Source organism: Paenibacillus provencensis, from assembly GCF_042678545.1.
In the GTDB taxonomy this organism is placed as follows: domain Bacteria; phylum Bacillota; class Bacilli; order Paenibacillales; family Paenibacillaceae; genus Paenibacillus; species Paenibacillus provencensis.
In genome coordinates, this window is sequence record NZ_JBHTKX010000007.1 from 18,750 (window position 1) to 43,449 (window position 24,700).

Below are 24,700 nucleotides of genomic sequence, written 5' to 3' on the forward strand. Positions count from 1 at the left end.
AATGGTTCAGGCTCTTTAGTATGTTTCTTAATTATTGACCGACCATACCGCCGTCAACGGTGTATAGAGATGCTGTGACAAAGGAAGCTTCGTCAGACAGCAGGAAATTCATGACTGCAGCCACTTCTTCCGGCTTGCCGTAACGGCCCATTGGAGTTGCAGCTTCGTTGGCTTTTTTGTACTCTTCTGCTTGACCGGAATTTGCCTCGATTTGCTCCATCATACGAGTTGCAATCGTACCTGGAAGAACCGCATTGACACGGATTCCAAATGAAGCCAGCTCATTTGCTGCTACACGAGTAAGACCAATGACAGCATGCTTGGACATAATGTAAGGAGACATCCCTGGAGCACCCATCAGGCCTGCTAGTGAAGAAGTGTTCAAAATTGCGCCTGAATTTTGTTTCTTCATTACAGGGATCACATACTTCAAACCAAGGAATACACCGCGAACATTCACGTTATATACGAGGTCAAGTGCTTGTACACTCATCTCATCGATGGTAGCTGTAGGACCTTCAATTCCCGCATTGTTTGCAAAATAGTCAATAGTGCCAAACTTCTCAACAGCCTTGTTCACATAGTTTTGCACATCTTCCTCTTTGGATACGTCTGCTGCAACGGCAAGTGAATTAGAATCATTAAGACCCAGATCTTCGATTGTTGCTTTAATCGCATCTTCCTTCAGGTCAACGAGGACCACGTTCACTTGGCGTTCTGCCAAACGACGTACCAGTTCCTTACCAATACCGCCTGCTGCTCCAGTAACAATTGCTGTCTTTACTTGTGTTTGACTCATTGTATATTCGCTTCCTTTTCCTCGGGATAGGTATGACGTCTGCAGCATTACTTCAGATGCCATACGATGGTAATGTAATTCATTTCCATAAGAATCATGCAAGATTCTTAGTTGTTAGTAACTCACTTCTTGTTTATCGTACTCCTCTCGAAAAAGAAGGACAATAATCAGTATTCACAGAATTGTCATCTAATCGACACATAAAATTTAATTGTTAAATTTACAATTAGAAGTTGGACACTCTCGTTAAAAATGTTCAAAATTGGATCACAGTGATTTGGGAACGAAGAGGACTTACGTTATAATCGTAAGTAACCGAAGCCATTTCATATTACCTTTAACTGCTCTAATTGAGAGTATTACGAAACTGATTCAACTATGAACGAATAGGACAGGAGTCTACAGGCAAATGGAAGATACGAACGACAGAAGAAGCAAACGAACACGGCTTGCCCTTAAAGTCGCTTTTATAGAGCTAGTGCTTGAAAAAGGTTATGAGGCTACCACTATTATGGACATCGCCAGTCGTGCAGACTACAATCGCGGGACTTTTTATAATCATTATATAGATAAAGAGGATTTACTTAGAGAAATCAAAGGGGAGTTCTTGCAAGGGGTTTCAACTGCATTGCTCGCCCCTTATGAAGGTATGGATCGGGTTGATGCGGACAAGATTTATCCTTCCACTCTGCGTCTCTTAGAGCACATTGAGCATCACAAAGACCAGTTCAAAGCCCTTCTTTCTGTAAGCAACGATCTTTCGTATGACATCTGTAATCTGCTTAAAGATGCCATGAGAAATGATATGCATATCGTGATGAATGATTCCTCAAGATCAATAGACTATGAAATTATGCTCAGCTACCGCATGCCGGCTTTTGTAGGCGTCATTATGTACTGGGCGGAAACCGACTTTAAATACTCAGCAAGCTATATGGCAGAGCAGGTTATGATTCAAACGAATCTGAGTCTGGATTATATTGAGTTCAAGAATCGATGAAGATGGTTTCACTTTCTTGAAATATTGTTACAATAGGATGTGGCTGTATCTAGATTGCGAGACATGATATGTCTAACGAAAGTGAAAGTGAGGAATATAACGAATATGATTATAAAACCTAGAACACGCGGCTTTATTTGTACAACAGCACATCCCGTTGGATGCGCGCGCCAGGTGGAGGAGCAAATTAAATACGTACAATCACAGCCGCAAATCAATGGCGGACCTAAGAACGTACTTATTCTTGGTGCTTCTACAGGCTACGGCTTATCCTCCCGCATCGTTGCTGCTTTTGGTGCAGGTGCCAATACCATCGGTGTATACCGTCCAAGTGCAGGAAGCGAGAAAAGAACGGCATCTGCGGGCTGGTATAACTCCGCTGCATTTGAGCAGGCAGCAAACGCGGCTGGACTTAAGTCTTATAGTGTTAACGGAGATGCCTTCACCGACGAAACGAAACAAAAAACGGTAGAGGTGATTCGTGAACAATTGGGACAGGTTGATCTGGTTGTTTACAGTGTCGCTGCACCCAGACGCCAGGACCCGGCAACCGGAGAAATGGTAAACTCTGTTCTTAAGCCGATTGGAGAAGCGTTCACAAACAAAACGGTCAATTTCCATACAGGTGAAGTCACTGAAGTAACCATAGAGCCTGCAACCGAGGAAGAAGTGCGCAATACTGTAACGGTGATGGGCGGTGACGATTGGAAGCTGTGGATTAAGGCGCTGAAGGACGGAGGCGTGCTGGCAGACAGTGCCACTACGATTGCATATTCCTATATCGGCTCTGAAATTACACGTTCAATTTACCGTGAAGGATCCATCGGTCAAGCGAAGGATCACCTTGAGGCGACAGCACATGAGCTGAACGAGGAGCTATCCAGCACGGGCGGACGAGCTTATGTTGCTGTAAGCAAAGCGCTTGTTACCCAGTCCAGTTCGGCAATTCCGATCGTTCCGCTATATGTGTCCGCATTATATAAAGTCATGAAGGAAAAAGGGCTGCATGAAGGTACGATTGAACAGATGTATCGCTTATTTGCAGATCGTCTGTACCATGGCGAGCAAACGCTTGTTGACGATGTAGGACGCATTCGAATTGATGACTGGGAGCTTCAAGAAGATGTACAGGCTGAGGTTCTTCGCATCTGGTCTGAGGTCAACAGCGACAACATTTATGACATTTCGGACCTGAAAGGATACAACACAGAGTTCTTCCAGCTGTTCGGATTTCAGATGGATGGTGTTGATTATGAGAGCGATGTTAACCCTGATGTTCAGATACCTGGTGCCTACAAGGTAGAATAGCTCCGCGAGTGACCATGTCATCAATACAGCCCTTCTGGTTTACTTACCAGGGGGCTTTTTGGGCATGGCCAATTGAATACCCTGGCTTAGCAAGTGATGCAATTCATATGAAAAATAAAGATTGACATGCTTCATATCGATTGATATTATTTACCTCAATAACATATCAATTCGATGGGAATTATGAGATTTAGAATTGTTCTCACCGTCTACCGTACAAACGGAGGCATTTTCGATTTTGGAAGATGCCTCTTTTTTGTACCCATTTTTCTCGCATAGAGTAGTTATCCCATCATCCACCCTATTAAGGAGGTCAGCTTATGATTGAGCAAGTGAAGTCTTCAGGCACTAAAATAAAGCCTGCGGCAACGCGCAAAAAACGCTCTAATGCTAAAGCTTCAAAAACAAGTCATCTCAGCTCCATTCTGCTAGGACTACTCGTACCAGGCACCGTACTCATTCTGTGGCAGGTTGCAGGAAGCTCAGGATGGATCTCAAGCACAATGCTCCCCACCCCGCTGCAAATTGCATTATCCTTCAAGGACCTGATGATTTCGGGCGAGCTGTTTGGTCACATGCAAATCAGTATCGCGAGAGCAGCAAGCGGTTTTCTGTTAGGTGCTGGGCTTGGCCTGGTATTTGGTACCCTTGTCGGCTTCCTGCGCCGGTTTGAGCAGACTTTAGACCCCACCTTTCAAATGCTGCGTATGATCCCCCATCTGGCACTTACTCCGTTATTTATTCTATGGTTTGGGTTCGGCGAGACCTCCAAAATATTGCTTATCGCCAAAGGCGCCTTTTTCCCAATGTATGTTAATACCTTTCTTGGCATTCGCGGTGTAGATCTTAAGCTGTTTGAGGTTGCCAAGGTGCTCGAATTCAGCCGTTTCAAGCAGTTGATCCGCCTCGTGCTGCCTGCTGCACTGCCTAACATCCTGCTCGGACTTCGTCTATCCCTCGGCGTTGCCTGGCTGGGACTTGTGGTAGCTGAGCTTATGGGCTCAAGTGAGGGAATCGGGTATATGATACAGGATGCACGTCAATTCACGCAGACCTCAGTGGTGTTTGTCGGTATCATTATCTTTGCCGCGGTCGGGAAGATCACGGATTCCTTCGTCCGGTATTTAGAGAGAAAGCTGCTTCGCTGGCGAGACAGCTTCAATGGTTGAATAGAGAGGAGCTCGATAGCAATGTCTGAACAAATGAAGAAGAAACCACGCACCATTGCAGTCTTCCTGGCCGCGCTCATTGTCTTGCTCATGTTAAGCGGCTGCGCCAATCAAGGCGGCAGCGAGGCAGATGTGGCAGGAGCCGTCAGTTCAGGAGATAAAGTTGTCATCAATATAGGAGTGCAAGGCGCCACCGGCATTTTCTCCTATGCAAGAGATACGAAGGCTTTTGAAAAAGCATTTGAACAGGTCGGTGCAGAAGTAAAATGGCATGAGTTCGCGAGCGGACCTCCCCATTTTGAAGCACTCGCATCGGGCAGACTGGATTTTGGAGGTACAGGTGGTACGCCAGTGATCGCAGGACAGACCGGAGGTATCGACTTCAAAGCGATCGCTGTTACTGGTGACGGCAAGAAAGGAAATGCCCTTCTCGTGCCTGAAGGCAGTGATATTAAGCGAATTGAGGATCTAAAAGGTAAGAAAATTGCCGTAGCCAAAGGCAGCAGCGCCTACAACTTCCTGTTCCAGGTCATTCATACCGCGGGACTTACCGGAAATGATATCGAACTAATTCAGCTTCAGCCCGATGAAGCAAGGCCTGCCCTCGACTCCAAAGCAGTGGATGCATGGTCTGTCTGGGAGCCTTATGTAACAACAGCCGCCACGCAGACAGGGGCTCAGGTTCTTGTTGACGGAGAACAATTGAACATATTAGCGCCTAGTTTTCTCATCGCACGTACCGACTTTATTGAAACCTATCCGGAGCTGACGGTTACTTTTCTTAAGACTTACGAACAGGTAAGGCAGTATTATGAAGGTCATGTCGAGGAGGTTGCAGCCCATTTTGGACAAACGAAAAATGTGGACGCAGACATGCTGGTGAAAATTATGAATAACAACACTTCCCTCCTGTCTCCAATTACACCTGAATTTGCAGCCGCGCATCAGGAACAGGCTGACTTCCTCTATTCCATTGATGCGATCGACAAACAGCTTGACACCTCCTTAGTGCTTGAGAACAAATATATTGAACTAGCACTTCAGGAGCTCGAAATAGATACAAATTAAGAGTATTGAGCTTAACTCCCATTTGTTTTCTTCCTCCATTCCCTTAAAATAAGATCATGTATGCTTCACCCTTCGGGTCACATTTTAAATCAGAAACGATGGATTCTGGATTAACACACGAAAAAACCGTGCTCCCTATTTTTTTAGGGGGACGGTTTTCTTGCTGTCCGTAGAATTCGCTCTGATGTCTGCCCGATTTGCTAACTCCTCATTACTTGGCAGCATATATATATAACTCAGGATTGTGCAAAATCTCTTCAACTCGTTTCGTAGAGAAGACAACCGGAAAGGGGCATATATACATGCATATCGTGATGGTTAGTCCTGAGCAATTTCCTCTGCCTGGAAGCGGATCTGTAGAAATCTGCATGCTCGCCATCGCCAGAGAGCTCTCGATGCACCATCAGATCACGATAATTAGCAAACTAACTACGCAGCTTCCGCATGAGACATGGATCAGTGATCAGCTTGTCATCAAGAGAGTACCTGCTCTTAGTAAAAAGGATTATGCGGTAGAGGTGATCAAATGCATCCAGACACTAGATCATGTGGATCTTATTCAAGTTGATAACCGTCCGCGCTGCATGGCTAAGATTAAACAGGCTTATCCGGATAAGCCCGTAGCCCTCTTTCTTCACTCACTTACCTTTGTTCCCAAATCCAATACCATCTCTTCTCTGCTTCGGAGAGCAGATCTTATTATCGCAAACAGCCGCTCCTTGAAAAGACGGATCATAAGCCGATTCTCCCTGCCCTCTGATCGCATCATAACGATACCTTTAGGCGTGGATGTTCATCGTTTCAAGCCATTAACCGCGGTGGAAAAACAAGCTCGTATGGAACACTACGGTATATCCAGTAATCGTTATAACGTACTGTTTGTCGGCAGAGTGATCCCTCAAAAAGGAATTCCCGTTATCATGCGCGCCCTCTACCGAGTACAGCCTTCCATCAGAACCAGGCTTATCATCGTCGGTAAAAGCAAGAATAAAGCATATCTTGCCAGACTCAAACAGCTTGCCAAAACACTCAGAATTGAACTCCTTTTTCTAGGTGAAATTCAGCATGAGCAGATCCACGAGCTGTACCCGCTTGCAGACTGTATCGTATGCCCTTCTCAGAAGCATGAAGCGTTTGGACTGGTCAATGTAGAGGCGATGGCCTCAGGCATCCCGGTCATAGCTTCAAAAAATGGAGGAATCCGTGAAATCATCGAAGATGGCCATGACGGATTTCTGGTTACGCATTATAAGAATCCTTTTGGCTTTGCCAAACGGCTTGCTCAGCTCGCTAAGCACCCTGAGCTGGCTCAGTCTATGGGAGCAAACGGAAGAGAGAAGGCCCTGCACCATTATACCTGGCAAGCGACGGCTGCACAGCTGGAAGCGAGCTATCAGCATTTGACAGGCCGTGATATCCAGATTGAACAACAGAATTAAAAATACGTTACATCCTCTCGGATGTTCGGTACATAATGAAGACTTCCTTCTCTTCCGCTCCCGGCATAGAGGTCACTTCTCTAAGCTCGATAATCGCCATATCCTGAAAGATAAACTGTACAATTCCAAGAGTCTGCTGCTTGAACGTATCATATATTCTACCTGCACTGCAGCAGCCTCTTGGCACGATTTCCGGATGGTTTGCTATGTAACCTATTTGTCCATGAGGAGGAAAAACAACGCGAATCGCTTCAGAGTCGGACAAGTTATCTGGATCTTTAATTAGAAAAACAGGCTCTCCTACTCGTAATTTTGAGGAATACCGATGGTTTTCCATATCAGTTATTGCGGCATAAAGTTTTTTATGCACGTAAATACCTCCTTTGCTCGTAGTAGTCAATGATAAGTTTATCGGTAACCGTTATAGTTTTTTTTACAGAAAAAAACAAAACTTTTGGACTATTTTATATAAATGTAAATCAAAAAAAAAGGATCTTAAGACCTGTTTTAACCAACTATTTTTGTCACGGTTATTTTTCATAATTTATCATATATCAAAGTTTAATTTTCGCAATTACGAAAATTGATCATTCCATTAAAAATACGTATGTGTACTAAACTGATAGCATATACATCATACAGATTCCATTGCTCAAGGAACAAAATATGAACGAATAGTCCGGTTTCCTCTACTTTAGAGAAAGGTGTTGATCACGCATCATGAATTCTTCCCATTCACAGTTTAAATCGTATGAGCCATTTATTGGTCCGTTTGATCCGTGCCCTCCCATTCGTGTGAAATATTACAGCACACCACCCAATTTATATCTTGGATTTCAGCCACCCAATCTGCCCCAGTTCAGCGCATTTGACGCGTTGAAATATGGCACTTTGTGGAAAGTACTGTATAGCCCATATGACCCGCCAAGGAGCAAGTGATGTAGAGCAGATTTTGCTGCATTGCACTTGAAAAACATCTGATTAGAAAGGGGCGAGTAGATGTGAACCAAACGCTTGACGAGAACTACTACAAATTGCTGCATGAGCTGCAGGCACTGGATTTTGTGCTTGTCGAGTTAAGCTTGTATTTGGATACGCACCCCGATGACCCTGCCGCACTCGAGCAATTCAATCTGTATGCCAAAGCGAGAAGAGAGCTTGCTGATCAGTTTGAGGCTCTGTATGGTCCCCTGCTTCAATACGGTCAAAGTGGAGCACAGCAATCTTCCTGGCTATGGTCCAAATCCCCTTGGCCATGGCAAGTCTAAAGTAAAGGAGGCAAATTCATACCATGTGGGTATACGATAAGAAACTGCAATATCCCGTTCGCGTAAGCAAATGCGATCCTATGATGGCCAAATTTTTGCTTGAGCAATACGGAGGTGCTGACGGAGAGCTGGCTGCAGCGCTGCGTTATTTGAATCAGCGGTACACTATCCCCGACAAAGTCATCGGACTGTTGACGGATATCGGAACTGAAGAATTTGCCCACCTAGAGATGATTGCCACTATGGTGTACAAACTAACAAAAGATGCGACACCAGAACAGCTGAAGGCGGCTGGACTTGGAGCTCATTTTGCCAATCACGATCATGCCTTGTTCTATCAGAATGCTGCCGGCGTGCCGTGGACGGCTACCTATATTCAGGCCAAAGGCGATCCGATTGCTGATCTATACGAGGACATTGCTGCTGAGGAGAAAGCGCGGGCGACCTATCAGTGGCTCATTGACATGACCGATGACGTTGATCTACAGGACGGTCTGAAATACCTTAGACAGCGGGAGGTCGTGCATTCCCAGCGCTTCCGTGAAGCGGTTGAGATCATTAAGGATGATCGGAATCATCGAAAGTTTTTCTAGCTGTAAAATTGACTGCAATTTATAAGCAATAATAAGCAACCTAAGTCTGATTTTTATGCAGGCTTGGGTTGTTTAACTGTAGGCTTATCTCCCAAAATATAGCAGGGAAAGTACCATAACCCTAACAAATTCCTTCAAGTGGGATAAGAAATACATCCCCCATATTCACTTTTTTTCTTCCCATCATTTAATCCCCCCTCCGAATTGTGAAAAACGGAGCCTTTTGTATTTAATCTGTTTTATAAATCAGGTTAAAAAGGCAGCCTTTTGTCAACCTTATTCAACCACTTCAATATGCTTAGCAGACGCTTGCGCAGGGTACGATGTATTTACTCCCCCGTCTATTGTGACCTTAACTTGTTCACCGACGCTGTAATCATTCTCTCTATTATCGCCGATAGAAACCCAAGTTGCATTTGGATCAGCAATTTTTAATATTTCTTCAACTGTCTGCTCATGTATATCAAATTCGGATTCATCTAATCCTTCAACAACAAGTAATCGCCCTTCTTCCTTGTCAATAATATACCCTGTAATAATAGTATAGTTGTTGTTTTCCTCACTTAACGAACATCCACTTAATATTAGTGTTACTAATAAAAAAGTAATCATTACATTCTTCATAGTAACCATCACCACCCTCTCTGCCTCTTTAATTTAGACAAAATATCACTCGGAAAAGTTGCATCTGATTAATTTTTTTCAGATCGTATACAGCTGCTGTTTTTATTTTTTGTATCCAGTCAGGTAAGCAATTATATGTATTCTATTCATTTAAAAAAGACCCTGCGCGTTAATTGCGCAGAGCCCTTTATAAATATTCTATATTCTACCCATCTTAATTACTCTTCTTCAGAAGACGCTACCTCTCCATCGGCACTAGACTCCGCCGCCTCGCCTGTATCCGTATCTGCTGCACGCAGTACCGTTACAGAAGCCACGAGTGTATCTTCGGGCGTAATCAAGGTTATACCCTTCGGCAGTTGAATTTCGGAAGCTGCCAGCTTATCCCCGACTTCAAGCTTTGTAATGTCTACTTCAATGACAGAAGGAAGATCTTTAGGAAGTCCTTCTACATCCAGCTCGGTTATGAGCGACTGGAATACGCCGCCTGTCTTGGAACCAACCGCTGTACCTTGGAAATCGATCGGAATCGTGACCTGAATCGGCTTGTTTCTCGCAATTTTTATAAAGTCAACATGGAGCAGTCTATCGTTTTGTTTCTGCATATCCTTGATCAGCACCGGCACCGTTTTACCGTCCAATTTCAGCTCGAACAGCTCGGAACGCCCTGTGTGAGATATGCGGGAAAATTCCTTCGCATCTACATGAATCGGGATACTGTCAAATTGCTGCCCGTATACAACAGCCGGAACGCGTCCGCTCTGTCTTAGATTTCGTAAACCTGAACCTTTTTTCTGTGTCCTTTGTTCGGCAATTAGTTGGACCGTTTCTCCGTTGGATTTCATATCTAAACATCCTCCTTACAAGTCCATGGTTCGAATTTGCCCCCAAAACCAGATAGAATCAGGGCCATATCTATAATTAACCCCTATTAACGAGATTGAATCTCCATTTGTTTACGCACTACTAAGCCCATGCAAGCGAATTCTGCTGCCCACCCACTGCAACCACCACTTCTCTCGATCCGCTGTGCACATGAACCTTAATCCGTTCGTTCCCTGGAGAAGGCGGAATATCTATATAGTAATCACGGTCCCCTTCCCGCTCCTCCCATTCATTCAACCGAATGATATACCCAATCCGTTTAATGCCGGGAGCCACTCTAATCCGTGCCCTCACAGTCTGATTTCCTTCTTCTTGCAATGGTATCTTTCCATCATGAATTCCCGTGCCCCATACCCAGACATTCCAGCCCTCATAAAGTCCATCCGGCCGAGAATATTCAATTTCAACCGTACGGACGAAATAAGGCTGCACTTGAAAATGACATTTTGTCTTCGCCTCGCCTGCTTGTGCAGTAAGCGTCGCCATACCAGGACGGATCACTTTAACCTTGCCCGCCTCATCCACAGCAATGACGCGAGGTGTTGTGGTTTCCATCGTAAATGGAACTCCGCTAAGCACCTCTTCATACTGGTTCCAGATCGTCACCTGAGGTCGAAAAGCCTGGGTCGCGTAGATTGACTTATCCACAGCTATCTCAATCCGGTCAGGATATAGATTATCGACCCTCATTTGAACCGTCGAGAATATTTCCCCATGAGCTGCAGTAATTGTACATTCTCCATTCTCGAAGCTCCTCGCCTTGCCCGTCTGTCTTACCCGAATCACACGATCATCAGAGGAGCTCCATACCGCAGTAACGCCTTCCATCCGCTTACCGTGCTGATCTCTATAAATCGCTTCAAACTCAAAATGTTCCCCTGCCGCCACTGCTCTTCTGGAGGTCCTAATTTCAATTGAATTCAAAACTTGCGCTTCAATTCCACTCTCCCGATCATAGAGCACCATCATGGACAACCTTGGGACAACAATCTGTGAAGTCACTTGCCCCAGTACCTCGTCTCCGGCTATACGATCACTGACAACGATGTTCCAGGCAGCATCCTGTGGCAAGGCTACCACATCATCCTGCTCTTTCCCGTTGTAAATGACGATAATCCGGTTCCATATATCCCCTGCCCGATAACCTTCCAGCATATAAGCAAGAACTCCGTTACCGCATTGGAGCACTTTCAAATATTGCTCGATCTGATCCCGGTGCTCCAAACGAAAGGCAGCATGCTTTTTCCGAAGCGAAATGAGGCCCTTGTAGTAATCAAATACAGCTCGAAACCTCGCTTTATTTCTCCACCTCAGCGCATTGACCTTATCGCCGCTCCGATAGCTGTTGTGATCCCCGTATTTGGAGCGAAGCAGTTCATCCCCTGCATGAATAAAAGGAATGCCTTGTGAGGTAAGGATTACTCCATTGGCAAGCAACGAGCGCCTCACCGTATCATTGTCGAACAAATGGAGTGGATCTACATGGCGGTATGGATCCGCATGACGGACTGCATCCGCAGGGCTGGTTCCACTTGTCGGAAGGCCATCCCTCCATTCAGGAAAGGCCACCAGATGTCTGATGCCTTGAGCTGTCACGATTTTATCCCATAGATTCAGGTTATCATGCGCGGTCACATAATTGATCGTCTCTGCCGGGGAATAAGCAAAATCATGTATTGCACCCTGTACCCCGGTCAGCACTGCACCTTCGACTCCCCACCAGCCTGTGGCAAATCCACTTCCCGCACCATCACTATCACCCTTAATCGCTGAGCGATAATGGTCATTAAAGACCGCAAAGCCTTTGCCGCGCTGTACACCTTTGAGTGTTTTGTCTGGAAGCGGTGAATCGCCGCCAGTCCATGGTTCGCCATAGATGAGGATCGAAGGGTCCATCTCCTGTCTAAGCATTTCCGTAATTTCCGTCATGGTCTGAACATCAATCAGACCCATGAGATCAAAACGGAAGCCGTCGATATGATACTCCTCCGTCCAGAATCGGACGGAATCTTTAATATATTTTCGGACCATGGGCCGCTCAGTTGCCAGCTCATTCCCTACACCGGATCCGTTGGATAAGAATCCGTGTGCATTTTTTCTGTAATAATATCCTGGAACAATGCCGTCGAAAGGACCGTCATCCACGCCATAGGTGTGGTTATAAACGACGTCCATAACGACTCGAATGCCGGAGCGGTGCAGAGCGCGGATCATATCCTTGAACTCTCGAATTCTTGTATACGGATTTGAAGGATCACTTGAATACGAGCCCTCCGGTACATTGAAATTCTGCGGGTCATAGCCCCAGTTATATTTGTTATCGGCTGCTTTTGTATCATGCACTGTTAATTCGTTAACCGTCTTGAAATCAAACACCGGAAGCAGGTGGACATGGGTTACCCCTAGCTCCTTCAGATGGTCAATTCCAATACGATGTCCGTCTCGATCGGTTAAGCCTTCTTCCGAAAAAGCAATATAGAGCCCCTTCTTCTGAAAGATCGACTCCTCGTCCATAGAGAAATCCCGGACATGAAGCTCATAGATTACAGCATCCGTTGGCTTGATTAGTGGAGGCCTTACATCATCCTCCCAATCGTCCGGATCTGTCCTTGTCATATCGATGATTGCGGTGCGCACACCCCCAGCTGCAACAGATGTAGCGTATGGGTCAACTGCATAATGTACCTGTCCGTTCGGGAAACCGGCTTTGTACATATAGAACTTCCCTTCCAAATCGCCCTGCAGTGTAAGTCCCCAAGTGCCCGCTTCCATTCGGTTCATAACATAGGGCGCTCCGCCATCCTCATGATCCGCAACCAAGCCGTTAGAGTCATATCGACCCGCATCTTCATAGAGAACAACCTCCATCTTGCTCGCTGTAGGAGCCCATACTTTAAACGTGCAGCTCGTACGTGTATAAGTCAATCCGAGATCATTTTTGTCATAATAAACGTTATTCAGATTCTGCATCAAGCTCACCGCCCGTGATTTTGATAATTTACGGACCCTGCAGTCTTACCCGTTTGTGCGTTATGACTTTAAAGACTCATCTGCTTCTCCCTGCACAGGGTGATCGATCCTAAGCTGTTAAATATATAAACTACAGAGCAATGACTCTATCGCCATTACTATCATTTATGCCACTTTCATAGAGAAACTATAACCGCCTGCACGAGAAAGAATGAAGCAAAGCAGGTATCCTGTAATCGAAAACGCTTACATGATAGTATATGACATCATTCTGCAAAGGTTGTCGGCTAATGTATCTCCTCTGTAAAAAAAGGCTTCCGCACAGCATAAAAAGACGTCCATCAACAAGTTCGATGGGACGCCGTTTTGCTTGCAATCATAATGATGTTCTAATAAACCTTAGAATAGGAGCAGGGAAAGAGAATTCGGTTTCGACAGGGGGTGTATGGGCAATGACCATTCCCTCGCGAATCACATACAGCGGCTTCGGACGAAGCCGAATCGCATCTGCGGCCTGCCAGGTAGGAAGCACGACAAGATTAGCCGGATTTCCGGGTGCAATCCCGTAGCTGTCCTCAAGTCCAAGAACGCTGGCCCCATGTCTTGTGATCATATCCAGCAGTGAGGATACGTCATCTCTTCCCGTCATATGCTCCAAATGTGCTGCCATATGTACTGCCTGCAGCTGATTTCCGTCTCCATACGGATAGAATGGCGTCAGCATGTCATCGTGGGCAATGGAAACCGGAATGCCTGCTCTCGACATATCTCTGATCCGCGCAATCCCTCTGCCTCTCGGATATGCATCGAATCTGCCCTGCATGGAGCTGTTAATCAGCGGGCAGGCAATAACATGGATACCGGAGGCTTTGACAAGTCCAAGCAGCTTCTGGAAATACGACTCATTGTAATAAGCAGTGGCACTGCAATGACTGGCCGTCACCTTGCCATATAGCTCATGCTTAATAGCAAGCGCTGCTGTACTCTCCAGGAAGCGAGACTGCTCGTCATCCGTTTCATCGCAGAAGACGTGAGCGAATGCGCCGTACTTCTTAGCCAGCTCGAAGCAAATCTCAAGTGACTCTACCCCATCCTCTCGGGTTCGTTCTCCATGGGGAATCGCCCCTACACCATCGGCGCCGAGCTGCAGTGCCTCCTCCATTCGCTCTGCATTTCCAGGACATGCAACAATGCCGTCCTGAGGGAAAGCGATGACCTGAAGCTGAACAACCGATGCCCACTCTTCCTTAAGTGCAAGTAGCGTCTTTAGTGCTGTCATCTGAGGATCAGAAATATCTGCATGGGTCCGAATATACAGGACTCCGTGTCCCACCAGCTGACGTATCACTTCACTCGCCCGGTGCCGCACATCTTCTGGGGTTAGCCGCTTCTTGCGTTCACTCCACAGCCTGATCCCTTCAAGCAAGGTACCGCTTAAGTTCCAGTCTGGATCACCCGCAGTGAGCACGGTATCCAAATGAATGTGGGATTCTACAAACGCAGGGAGCATGAGTCCTCCCTGCCCATCAATGGTATGTACCACTTCCTGATCGTCTTTCCAGACTAAGTAAGTGCCGAATGGCTCAATGGAATGAATACGGCCCGATGCAATGAATACATCCACATGACGGCCTTCCGGTGTCATTACATTTTTCAATATCGTCATTTCCATACCACGCTACCCCCAATTCCTTCCGTATCTAACACCGACTCCTCCCATAACCTTTGAATTCGTTCTTCTCCAAAACGGCTTGATGCCCTTGTCACACTGACCCATGCTCCTGATTTGGCGACCCATCGGCCAGCCGGCAGACATGTGAACACTTCCTCTGGGCTTCTTGCATCTACGATTACAAAGTCGGCCGTTCCACCAGCACGAATACCGTAATTCTCCAAGCCGGCAATGAGGGCAGGATTCACCGTTACCATATCGAGGAGACGCACCATGTCCTCGGGACTTCCATAATGGGCCGCATAACCTGTGAGCTGCGCGATTTGGAGCAGATCCCCTCTCCCGAAGGGATGGAATGGATCATGAATATTATCAGATGCCGCGGCGAGAGTCACTCCCCCTTCCATCAGTTCACGGACCCTCGTCACACCGCGTCTTACAGGCCCCAGATCTGCTCTGCCTTGAAGATACAAATTCGCTGCCGGAAGGGTTGCCGCATGAACTCCAGCGAGTGACATCATCTCGATCAGCTCATCAGCCTCAGCTGCGGGCATGGAAGACAAGGAGCATAAATGTCCTGTATTGACCTTTCCATAGTAATCATATCTTAATGTTTCCTGAGCTACTTTAAGTACGGTCTTCATCTCAGGATTGTCCGTCTCATCACAGTGCAGATCAATTGGCACGCCAAGACGTACAGCCAGCTCAAATATCCCTTCGATATCTGCATCCGGTTTAGCCGATAAATGCGGCGCACCGCCAATGCCGTCAAGACCCATTCTGAGCGACTCTTCAATCAGCTCCATGCCTCTTCTTCCAAGATCCCGATAAGGAACCATGGGATACAGCTCCAGCTCCACAACGCCACCCAGTAATGCTCTGGCTTCCAGTGCAGCTTCCACCGTACGCATAGCAATATCCTCGCCTGCATTCACATTAAAATCAAGATGGGATCTTAGCCTTGTCGATCCATAAGACACGGCCTGCAGAGCTGTCCTTACGATTCGTGCACGAATCGTCTCCTTGGAGAAGGAAGAAGCTGCGCTGCTGTAATTTTGAATGGCTTCAAGCAGTGTGCCTGTTTGATTCCCTACCTGAGGCAAGCTGAAGGCTTTATCAAGATGCATATGTATATCCACCATGCCAGGAAGTATCATTCGTCCGTTCAGATCAAAGACATTCTGTCTCCCGTGTTTTTCCCCTTCCATTGGAAGTCCAAAAGATGCAATATCTGCAGCCTGGACCCTTTCCTCACATGAGGTCTGCTCTTGAACAGACTCGAATCTCCCCTCACGAATGTAAATATCATAGAGCTTCCCCTTATGTTCAAGACCGTGCAGGGTTGCATTTATTAAACGCAGCGTTCCTGACATCCTTCGCTCCTCCTATTCAGCACTGGCATAATTGAAATCAGGTGTATCCATCTCATTAAAAACAGCCCCCTGCAACTTATTCTTCCGCTGCCCAAAAGGTCGGCGTCCGATAAGCCAGGAGGCTGCAGCTTCACCAGGCTGTCTATTGATTACTCGTTAGAACCGGGAAGATATTCAGTCGTAAAAACATTCGTAATGTCCTCTTTTTCTTTCAGAAGTCCAAGGCTATGCATATCTTCCTGAAGCTTCGTCCAACGTTCTTCTGTCATGCTGAGCAGTCCATTCGCTTCCGTTTCATCTGTAAAAATCAATTCAAACTCCTGCTCAGCTCCATATTTCATCCCTTCCAGCGTGAGATCCGGATTTCTTTCCTTCAAGAACTCGTTCATCTCTTCATAGTTGTCTTTGTAGTAATTCCAGCCTTTGATGGAGGCTGCAAGGAACGATTTTACAACCTCAGGATTCTTCTCAAGGAACTCTTCTGTTGTAAACAGCACATTGGAATAAGGCTGGAATCCTGCATCATATGTCAGCAAATGACGGGTCTCAATGCCTTGCTGCTCCAGTGTGTAGGGCTCTGATGTGACATAGGACTGGGTCACCGCATCCTTATCTTCAATGAAGTTAACGAATTGCCCTGTATAGGTCTGATCCTTCACTTCGGTGAGCTCATATTTCTTCTTGATAAAATCCCAATACCCTGACCCAGGTGCAATATATACATTACGTCCGTCTAGATCCTCAAAATCCTGAATATCCGCATCCGCATGGAACAGCATCGCTTGCGGGCTCTTTTGGAAGATCGCGGCAATCGCTACAACCGGAATTCCGTTATCTCTTGCAGTGAGCACTTCATCCGCTTGCCCCATACCAAACTGCGCTTTGCCGGAGGCCACAATCTGCATGGAGGAAACCTGAGGTCCACCCGGCTCGATGGTCATATCGATACCTGCCTCTTCATAGTACCCTTTGGCAAGAGCGGTATATTGCCCTCCATGCTCAGGCTGTGCAAACCAGTTCGTCACTTGGGTGATTTTTACAGGTTCCTTGGCGCCTTCTTCACCTGCGCTGGCACTTCCTTCGGTTGTACTGCTGCCAGAGCCTGAGCTGCTGCATGCTGAGAATATAAGGGCGAGTGCCATCGTTACCGTGAGACCTGACATTTTCTTCTTCAATGAATTGTTCATTCCTTTAAATCCCCCTTATATTTTATATTCAGGAATTTTAGTTCTCGGATTTCATTTCAGACTCATGCCAGGAGCTGAGCGCCCATTTGGAGAAGGCACTTACGAGCAGATAGAAGGTAATTCCAAGAATGGAGGCACACAGTCCGCATGCGAACAAATAAGGCGTCTGGAGTCTCGAAGAGGCTACAGTAATGGCATACCCGAGACCGCCCTCGCCGCCGCCGATTCCTGCAATGTATTCACCGACGATGGCCCCAACGACAGACAGGGTACAGGATACTTTCAGTCCTGCAATAATGTAAGGCATGGCTGCAGGCAGACGCAGTCTCCACATGACCTGCCACCGTGAAGCATTATACAGCTTAAATAGATTCTGCATATTGCCATCAGTAGAATTAAGACCAATCAAGGTGTTGGATATCATCGGGAAGAAGCCGATCAAGAAGGCAATAATAACAATCGAGTTCACTCCTGCACCAAACCAGATGACGATAATCGGAGCGATCGCTACAACCGGAATGGTCTGCAGCACGATCGCATAGGGATAGACCGCTTTCTCGATTATTTTTGAACTGGCAAGCAGTACCGCTCCGGATACCCCGATGATGATGCTGAGCAGAAATCCAAATACGGATTCATACACTGTCGTCATGACCGATGTCATCAGGTTGCTCCAATTCTCCACCGCCGATAATACGATATCCGATGGCTTAGGGAGCAAATAGGGGGCATACCCGAGTAATCTCGTTACGATCTCCCATAAGCCGACAACAACGATGAATGCGATGGCAGGAGGAAGGAATTTCTGCATGAAATTATTGCTTTTCGCTGCTTTCGTCGTTTGGACAGCAGATGCAGAAGGAGCATTGCTGTCCCCTTTCAGACCCTTCTTTTCATAAGCAAGCTTCGGCTGATTCATTGCCATTGTCTATGCACGTCCTTTCTTTGAAGAGCTCTCTTCTAATCGATTTTGCCAGGGTTAAGCAGTCTTAATGGATCATTCTCCCGTTTCTTCTGTTTCATGAGCGGCAATATTCCTCGTCCGCCCGAGTCCAGCGAATACGTATGTGGGTTAGCTACATAAATTCCGTTAGCATTAAAGAAGTTGATAATCTCGTTCAAGCGCTCCTCTGTCGTATATCGCACGACGGGCAGTGATGATGGTGTTACTTTGCCACGGCTTCTCATCCATTCAAAATGAAGCAGCACTTCATCTCCAAAGGTTTCTTTAACAAGCTTCACTTGTTCTCTGAAATGCGATAATGAGAACCCAGCCTGCAAATACGTAATATTGTTCTCGCATTTAAGCGCCCATAATGTCGTATGGTTCCAGCCAAAGTCAGACAAGCCAATGCCTGATCTGTACTTCTCAGCCGGAATGTAATGACCAATTGTGCCGCCATGCTGTTCAGCGAGACTTGCTAGGGCAGGCTGGCTTCCCTCCTCTGTCTCTAACAGAACGGCTGCTTTCTCGGGTACGACTACCTTTTTCAAAGGTCTGAAATACGAAGGTATTGGCCATTCGTGGGGAGAGATAAGTCTCTTGCGGATGGAATCATTGTGAGATAAGTCATGGGAGAACTCCATAGCCTGCACAAAATCATCAAAAAAGACGATAGACTGCTCCCACTCGGTCTTCGGTGCAAGTGGAATGACGAGCTCCGTCAGAATTCCGGTTGTGCCATAGTTATGAATGTAGGCTGGAAGCTCTTCGCCGGAAACGACCAATCTTCTCGGTTCCTCTTCCAAGGTATAGACGACGACCTCCGTTACATTGCCGTCCCACAGGTCACCCCAGGTAATCGAACCGATCCCGCCTGAACCACCGCATACATATCCGCCGACAGTTGCCTTCATGAACGTACTCGGATAAATTCGCAGCTCAAGATCTCGTTCCCGAGCCGCACGCTCCAGAGATCCAAGCCTTACTCCACATTGTACCCGGACTGAAGTCTCACCCCATTCGAGGATTTGATCCAGCTTGCTTAGATCGAGCACAATGCCTCCTTCGAGCGGTACGGCTTGACCGTAGTTACCCGTACCCGCACCTCTTACCGTAACGGGAACCTTGTGGTGATATGCGATCTTAAGCAATGTCTCTACTTCAGCATCCGTCTCGGGTCGAACAATACTATCCGCAATTTTATCCTTCAACCGTTTTTCGAGGACAGGAGAATACCAGTAGTAATCCTTCGAGAGCTTCTCCCTGGAATCAAGATCAAGCAGCACCTTATCTATACCAAGCCCATCAATACACACCTTCTCGATCTCAACAGCCATCATCTTCGTCCTCCCTGAGCACGGAATTTTTAATTAATGCTAGTGATGCAGCACCTCTGACACTTGACCGACCAGCTTGCTGAACTCCGGCGCGGTACGGAACGTTTCGTCTCTCGGAAACGGAACCGGAACCGGAATTGTGCTCGCGATTTTGCCAGGTCTTGCTGTCATGACAACGATTGAGGTCGAGAGGTATACCGCTTCAAAAACGTTATGTGTAACGAATAATACTGTCATTTTCTTATCCTTCTGCCATATGCCAAGAAGTTCATCCTGGAGCGTTTGTCTGGTCATTTCATCCAGTGCTCCAAAAGGTTCATCCATTAACAGCAGCTTCGGATCTGATGCCAGTGCTCTCGCGATCGACACTCGCATCTTCATTCCACCCGAGAGCTGGCGTGGAAGAGCGTTCGCGTAATCCTTCAGGCCGACCATCTCGAGAACATGCATTGCCTTCTCCACTCTTTCCTTCTTCTGCACCTTACGCAGCTCCATCGGCAGCGTAACATTGTCGATTACCTTACACCATGGAAGTAGTGTTGCATCCTGAAAAACGAATGAAATATCACTCTGTTTCCTCGCTTCTGCAGGCTCCATGCCCATCAGCCGCATTCTGCCAGCTGTCGGATCTCCAAGACCGGCGATCATACGAAATATGGTGGATTTACCGCAGCCGGAAGGACCTACAAAGCTGACAAACTCTCCTTCAGGAATGCTAAGATTGACGTCCTGAAGGGCAACGGTGCCGGTCTGATAAATCTTGCTGATGCCTTCCATCTCCACTAACGGTGCCAGTCCTGGGTTAAGATTTGCCTTGTTTCCCTGTGCTGTAATCAAACTGCTCATCGTCATCTCTCCCTTTAAACGGATTCCATTTCTATTTTCTTGTCAAACTGGAATTCAAGCATCAGTTTAAACAGCTCCGCTGCATTCCTGCCTGCCGATGTCAGCAGTGTGCTGCCCTTCTCGGCTGTAGCCAGCTGTGCATTTCCACAAACGCCGGATATGGATAGATCCTTCATCACCCATGCAAAGCGTTTGTTGCTGAATTGAAGCTTCATTTCTGAGCTAACAGGCGGAAATTCATTTGGAAGCACATCGTGATGCACCCATGCGTTATGTAGATGCATAATCATCGACGTTTCCGAATCACCTGCGTGAATGCCATACATTCGTTCTTCAGGTGTTAAGAGCTCTTTATCGTTATCGAGACCGCCTCCATCGAGCCTGAATACCATCATGCCTGTCTTTTCTCTAATATCTCTGGCAGCCAGATTAAGTAGATCGGCATTTCCGCCGTGAGTATTAAATAATACGAGCCTGTCAAAGCCGGTTCTGGCAAGGCTGTCTGCAATATCCATCAGTACAGCGAGCAGCGTCACTGCGGTTAAGGTCACCGTTCCACTCCAGCCTGCATGCTCATTGCTTTTTCCGTAAGGGAGATGCGGTAATAGCCATATATTATCCTCTGAAGTCAGATGCTTGAATGCCTCCGTTAACATCCCTTCTCCAATCAGCGTGTCGGTATAAACAGGAAGATGCGGTCCGTGTTGTTCCATGGCACCGATCGGCAAGATCAGCATGGCTCCCGTCTTGGCAAGTTCACCGATCTCAGGCCCGGACAGTCTGGGGAGGAACAACTCGTTGTAAGCCATTCCTTGATAACGTGCGGTCATTCATATCCACCCCTCAGTTATGTATTGTTGTTAGAAACAATGTAATGGGATGAAGAGATGATGTAAACAAAATTTACGTCGTTTTGGTTTTTTAAATAAAACGGCAACTTTTTTTTGTGCTTTGAGCACTTTATAGCGTCATGTTAATGTCAGGTGTTAGGGATTAGATACGAAAAATAATGTAGATATTAATTATTATTGTTCGTTTTTTAGAAGGAAATGAATTCAATGCTGGTTAAAATTGTTATATAATTCATGAATGTAATTTAACTTTCGTTTTCATGCTTTGCAACTAAAAAAGAGAAGAATGACTGATTCATGTCAGCTATTCTTCTCTTTATATAATCTTAAGCTTTAAAGTTATGGAGCTGCCTCACGCTGTCGGCAACATCCTCTGCATAGCTGATCGCAGAAATGACGGCTACTCCGTCTGCTCCTGCTTCAACGACTTCCCTGCTATTTGCGGCCGTGATCCCGCCAATTCCAACGATGGGAAGCATGATGTTCGCTTCCCGCATAGCCTTGATAATTCCAGGACCCTGTACAGCCTCTGCATCATCCTTCGACCTTGTCGGATAGATTGGCCCCACTCCGATATAGTCGGCTCCTTGCTCATAAGCTTTCACCGCTTCTTCAATAGTATGCGCCGATATGCCAAGGAGTCGGTTACCAATCCTCTGTCTCACCATGCCCGCTTCCTCATCATCCTGACCGACATGGACACCATCTGCATCGATTTCAAGCGCCAGATCGACATCATCATTAACGATAAAAGGTACATTATGCTCCCTGCACAGCTTCTGCAAACGCCGGGCGAGTTCGATCCGCTCAGCGCCTTCACGACAGCCGGTCCCCTTCTCTCTGAACTGGAATAATGTCACCCCGCCGGTTAGTGCGGCCTGCAGCGTATCCTCCGGTGCTTTCACACAATTTGCACTGCCCATAACAAAATAAACTCGGAGCAGCTCCTTCATACGAGCACTCGAAATCCGGCTCATACGCTGCTCACTCCCTTTTGCTTGCGATAAGCCCAGTGATTGGTCGGACCATGTCCCCCTCCAATACCTAATGTATCGGTGAGTGCAGCCTGGACATAATCTCTTGCCGTCCTCGTCGCTGATAGGATATCATTTCCTTTTGCCAATTCTGCGGTAAGCGCCGCTGAGAACGTACAGCCTGTTCCATGGGAATGAACGGTGTCCACCCTTGGTCCTGCAAGCTCCGTAAAGGCTGTCCCATCGTATAATAAATCTGTAACCGTATCGCTGCCTGCATCATGGCCCCCTTTAACAATGACATACGCTGGGCCATAATCATGGATTCGCTTAGCCGCCTCCTTGCGGTCTGCCAGCGAATGAATAGTGCAGCCTGTCATCACTTCCGCCTCGGGAATGTTAGGTGTAACGACAAGTGCAAGCGGAAGCAGCTGCTGAACAAGCGCCGTTACAGCTTCAGATTGAAGCAGGGATGCGCCGCCCTTTGCAATCATCACTGGATCGATGACCAGCTTATCTATCCGATGCTGTGCAGCCTGCTGTGCAACCTCTGCAATAATTTCACTGCTGAATAACATCCCTGTCTTCACCGCATCCGGTCTCAGATCGGCAAAGACAGACTCAATCTGCTGCGCTACAAATGGAACCGGCAGAGAGTAAACGCCTTGCACGCCAAGTGTATTTTGGGCAGTAACCGCTGTGAGTGCTGACATGCCATAGACATCCAGCTCCTGAAAGGTTTTGATATCGGCCTGGATTCCGGCTCCGCCTCCGCTGTCTGAACCTGCAATGGTAAGCGCCTTAGCGATTTCCATCATTTATGCCTCCTCCTTGATGAACAGCTCGTTCATATCTGTAATTTCCACATACTTCTCATAAACAGACGGCTCAAGATTGGACAGTTCATCCAAAAATGCAATCTGGAAGCTGCCAGTTCCCATCTGCTCTGTCTTCTGTCCTGCTATGCTTGCAGCCGCTCCGTAATAGCCGAGACCCGCGGCTCCTGCTTCTAATACCGAATCATGAACTGCAAGAAAAGCACCGATGACAGAGGTTAAGAGACAGCCTGTCCCTGTGACACGTGTTAGTAACGGATGGCCGGACTTTATAACAAGTCCTGTATCACCATTGGTAATGACGTCTTCTGGACCAGATACAACGACGGTTGTTCCCAATGTTCGGGCAGCACGCACCGCCATTTGGGCTCGTTCTACGACCTCGGATTGACCTGCATCTACACCTTTTACAGTCATTCCTTCCCCGATGAGGTGACTGATCTCTCCTGCATTGCCTCGAATCAGTGTAATCTCCACTTCACGAAGAATCCGAAGAGCCGCATCCGTTCGATAAGGTGTAGCTCCCGCTCCGACAGGATCAAGGAGCACAGGAACACCGTATTTATTTGCCGCCTTGCCTGCGGTGACCATCGTATTGACAAGGTCTGTAGTAAGTGTCCCGATATTGAGCACCAGTGCGCGGGCATGTTGAACCATATCCGCCACTTCCTCCTCCGCATATGCCATGACCGGGGAAGCACCAAGGGCTAGTAAACCATTAGCCGTAAAATTCGTAACGACCGTATTCGTTATGTTATGAATCAATGGTTGTTCTTCATGAATTCGAGTAATAAGAGAGGATAGTACATCATTAGACATCGTCATCAGACCTTTCTTTTTGGAAGGTACACAGGAGCCGATCTTGGAACTGAGGGGTACCGCAAATATAAAAAAACGCATGCGAAAGCATGCGTAATCATCATGTTCGCTCCCTACGCTGGCATTATCCATGGCAGGTTCAACCGGTCAACAACAGATTAGTTGTACTCTCAGCTTGCTTCCGCAGGCTCCCGTATTTATATAATTGTTGAAGTTGCTCGTTCCTCTTCATTGTATAGTACATCTTCCCAATATTCAATTTGTTGACTTTTGCTAACCTGTAGCCTATGATACAAAGTAACTCATCCAAAAAAGGAGAGATTTTTGATGTCGGTGATCGTTCTTAACTAATTAATTTCATACTGAGGCTTGATCTATTGCTTTATCGCCTGAATTTGCGATGTTTATTTTTTATGCGCATTTTCAAGCACTCACTTCAGATGCCTCATGAAATCAGTTAAGAACAGCGGATAACCAAACTCTCTATGAACATGAGTTATGTAATAATTGACTTGTGAACTCATCCGTGCTGTTTTTGCAGCGCGGTTTTTTTGTACCCGGAATCCATCTATTTACAGACCATCAATGTTCTGTTATGAACATAACTTTGATGACCGGGGGCCACTCACAGGTTGATACCTTATGGATTAGCAGCATTCTTTGCCCGATCCTTAAGATAACTCATGCATAAAGACGTAAGAACGAACGCTTCTGTTCGTTTCTTGCGTCTTTTTTTTAT

At 46.7% G+C, this 24,700-nt stretch carries 23 protein-coding genes; 8 read left to right on the top strand and 15 right to left on the bottom strand.

Annotation, left to right across the window (positions count from 1 at the left end; all coding sequences use genetic code 11):
* Positions 1 to 31 precede the first annotated feature (31 nt).
* Positions 32 to 799, bottom strand: a complete 768-nt coding sequence (locus ACFQ3J_RS23740) for an SDR family NAD(P)-dependent oxidoreductase (RefSeq protein ID WP_091158782.1) — start codon at positions 797 to 799, stop codon at positions 32 to 34.
* A gap of 409 nt (positions 800 to 1,208) precedes the next feature.
* On the opposite strand from ACFQ3J_RS23740, the gene ACFQ3J_RS23745 reads away from it, so the two are divergent.
* The 5 genes from ACFQ3J_RS23745 (at position 1,209) to ACFQ3J_RS23765 (ending at position 6,783) form a co-directional block, all read left to right on the top strand.
* Positions 1,209 to 1,799, top strand: coding sequence for a TetR/AcrR family transcriptional regulator (locus ACFQ3J_RS23745; RefSeq protein WP_091158784.1), 591 nt, complete (start codon positions 1,209 to 1,211; stop codon positions 1,797 to 1,799).
* A gap of 105 nt (positions 1,800 to 1,904) precedes the next feature.
* On the top strand, positions 1,905 to 3,107 hold the full coding sequence (gene fabV, locus ACFQ3J_RS23750; RefSeq protein WP_091158786.1) for an enoyl-ACP reductase FabV: 1,203 nt from the start codon (positions 1,905 to 1,907) through the stop codon (positions 3,105 to 3,107).
* 320 nt (positions 3,108 to 3,427) lie between these two features.
* Entirely contained in the window at positions 3,428 to 4,276 is an 849-nt protein-coding gene (locus ACFQ3J_RS23755; RefSeq protein ID WP_091158787.1) for an ABC transporter permease, read from the top strand.
* Positions 4,277 to 4,297: 21 nt separating this feature from the next.
* The gene (locus ACFQ3J_RS23760; protein ID WP_091158789.1) at positions 4,298 to 5,344 is read left to right on the top strand and encodes an aliphatic sulfonate ABC transporter substrate-binding protein; all 1,047 of its coding nucleotides are present in this window, start codon (positions 4,298 to 4,300) and stop codon (positions 5,342 to 5,344) included.
* Positions 5,345 to 5,646: 302 nt separating this feature from the next.
* Entirely contained in the window at positions 5,647 to 6,783 is a 1,137-nt protein-coding gene (locus tag ACFQ3J_RS23765; RefSeq protein ID WP_091158791.1) for a glycosyltransferase family 4 protein, read from the top strand.
* 7 nt (positions 6,784 to 6,790) lie between these two features.
* Here the strand turns inward: ACFQ3J_RS23765 and ACFQ3J_RS23770 are convergent, their stop codons facing one another.
* Positions 6,791 to 7,153, bottom strand: coding sequence for an HIRAN domain-containing protein (locus ACFQ3J_RS23770; RefSeq protein ID WP_091158792.1), 363 nt, complete (start codon positions 7,151 to 7,153; stop codon positions 6,791 to 6,793).
* Positions 7,154 to 7,503: 350 nt separating this feature from the next.
* Here ACFQ3J_RS23770 and ACFQ3J_RS23775 point away from each other — a divergent pair, with 350 nt between their 5' ends.
* The 3 genes from ACFQ3J_RS23775 to ACFQ3J_RS23785 all read left to right on the top strand — a co-directional run bounded on the left by ACFQ3J_RS23775 (position 7,504) and on the right by ACFQ3J_RS23785 (position 8,644).
* Positions 7,504 to 7,722: a spore coat associated protein CotJA gene (locus ACFQ3J_RS23775; protein ID WP_091158795.1), complete on the top strand. Its 219-nt coding sequence runs from the start codon at positions 7,504 to 7,506 to the stop codon at positions 7,720 to 7,722.
* 62 nt (positions 7,723 to 7,784) lie between these two features.
* Positions 7,785 to 8,051 carry a spore coat protein CotJB gene (locus ACFQ3J_RS23780; protein ID WP_091158796.1) on the top strand — a complete coding sequence of 89 codons (267 nt, stop codon included), beginning with the start codon at positions 7,785 to 7,787 and terminating at the stop codon, positions 8,049 to 8,051.
* Between the two features lie 23 nt (positions 8,052 to 8,074).
* Entirely contained in the window at positions 8,075 to 8,644 is a 570-nt protein-coding gene (locus tag ACFQ3J_RS23785; protein WP_091158798.1) for a manganese catalase family protein, read from the top strand.
* A 276-nt stretch (positions 8,645 to 8,920) separates the two neighbouring features.
* Here the strand turns inward: ACFQ3J_RS23785 and ACFQ3J_RS23790 are convergent, their stop codons facing one another.
* The 13 genes from ACFQ3J_RS23790 to thiM all read right to left on the bottom strand — a co-directional run bounded on the left by ACFQ3J_RS23790 (position 8,921) and on the right by thiM (position 23,967).
* On the bottom strand, positions 8,921 to 9,268 hold the full coding sequence (locus ACFQ3J_RS23790; RefSeq protein ID WP_170862449.1) for a YobA family protein: 348 nt from the start codon (positions 9,266 to 9,268) through the stop codon (positions 8,921 to 8,923).
* A 218-nt stretch (positions 9,269 to 9,486) separates the two neighbouring features.
* Positions 9,487 to 10,113 carry a 50S ribosomal protein L25 gene (locus ACFQ3J_RS23795; protein ID WP_091158801.1) on the bottom strand — a complete coding sequence of 209 codons (627 nt, stop codon included), beginning with the start codon at positions 10,111 to 10,113 and terminating at the stop codon, positions 9,487 to 9,489.
* Positions 10,114 to 10,234: 121 nt separating this feature from the next.
* Positions 10,235 to 13,123 (bottom strand): type I pullulanase, encoded by a 2,889-nt coding sequence (gene pulA, locus ACFQ3J_RS23800; protein ID WP_091158803.1) that lies wholly within the window; start codon positions 13,121 to 13,123, stop codon positions 10,235 to 10,237.
* Positions 13,124 to 13,499: 376 nt separating this feature from the next.
* Complete coding sequence (locus tag ACFQ3J_RS23805) at positions 13,500 to 14,795, bottom strand: amidohydrolase family protein (protein WP_091158805.1); 1,296 nt, start codon at positions 14,793 to 14,795, stop codon at positions 13,500 to 13,502.
* Entirely contained in the window at positions 14,786 to 16,168 is a 1,383-nt protein-coding gene (locus ACFQ3J_RS23810; protein ID WP_091158806.1) for an amidohydrolase family protein, read from the bottom strand. Before ACFQ3J_RS23810 ends, ACFQ3J_RS23805 begins: the two co-directional genes overlap by 10 nt.
* A 149-nt stretch (positions 16,169 to 16,317) precedes the next feature.
* Positions 16,318 to 17,355, bottom strand: a complete 1,038-nt coding sequence (locus tag ACFQ3J_RS23815) for an ABC transporter substrate-binding protein (protein ID WP_091158808.1) — start codon at positions 17,353 to 17,355, stop codon at positions 16,318 to 16,320.
* 37 nt (positions 17,356 to 17,392) lie between these two features.
* Entirely contained in the window at positions 17,393 to 18,166 is a 774-nt protein-coding gene (locus ACFQ3J_RS23820) for an ABC transporter permease (protein ID WP_379294197.1), read from the bottom strand.
* Between the two features lie 149 nt (positions 18,167 to 18,315).
* Entirely contained in the window at positions 18,316 to 19,638 is a 1,323-nt protein-coding gene (locus tag ACFQ3J_RS23825) for an FAD-binding oxidoreductase (RefSeq protein WP_311287750.1), read from the bottom strand.
* A 36-nt stretch (positions 19,639 to 19,674) separates the two neighbouring features.
* Positions 19,675 to 20,481 carry an ABC transporter ATP-binding protein gene (locus tag ACFQ3J_RS23830; RefSeq protein ID WP_251584261.1) on the bottom strand — a complete coding sequence of 269 codons (807 nt, stop codon included), beginning with the start codon at positions 20,479 to 20,481 and terminating at the stop codon, positions 19,675 to 19,677.
* Between the two features lie 14 nt (positions 20,482 to 20,495).
* Positions 20,496 to 21,311 carry a creatininase family protein gene (locus ACFQ3J_RS23835; RefSeq protein WP_091158814.1) on the bottom strand — a complete coding sequence of 272 codons (816 nt, stop codon included), beginning with the start codon at positions 21,309 to 21,311 and terminating at the stop codon, positions 20,496 to 20,498.
* Between the two features lie 347 nt (positions 21,312 to 21,658).
* Complete coding sequence (thiE, locus tag ACFQ3J_RS23840) at positions 21,659 to 22,309, bottom strand: thiamine phosphate synthase (RefSeq protein ID WP_251584260.1); 651 nt, start codon at positions 22,307 to 22,309, stop codon at positions 21,659 to 21,661.
* Positions 22,306 to 23,121 carry a bifunctional hydroxymethylpyrimidine kinase/phosphomethylpyrimidine kinase gene (thiD, locus tag ACFQ3J_RS23845; RefSeq protein ID WP_251584328.1) on the bottom strand — a complete coding sequence of 272 codons (816 nt, stop codon included), beginning with the start codon at positions 23,119 to 23,121 and terminating at the stop codon, positions 22,306 to 22,308. Before thiD ends, thiE begins: the two co-directional genes overlap by 4 nt.
* Before the next feature lie 3 nt (positions 23,122 to 23,124).
* Entirely contained in the window at positions 23,125 to 23,967 is an 843-nt protein-coding gene (gene thiM / locus ACFQ3J_RS23850) for a hydroxyethylthiazole kinase (RefSeq protein ID WP_379294199.1), read from the bottom strand.
* Positions 23,968 to 24,700 lie beyond the last annotated feature (733 nt).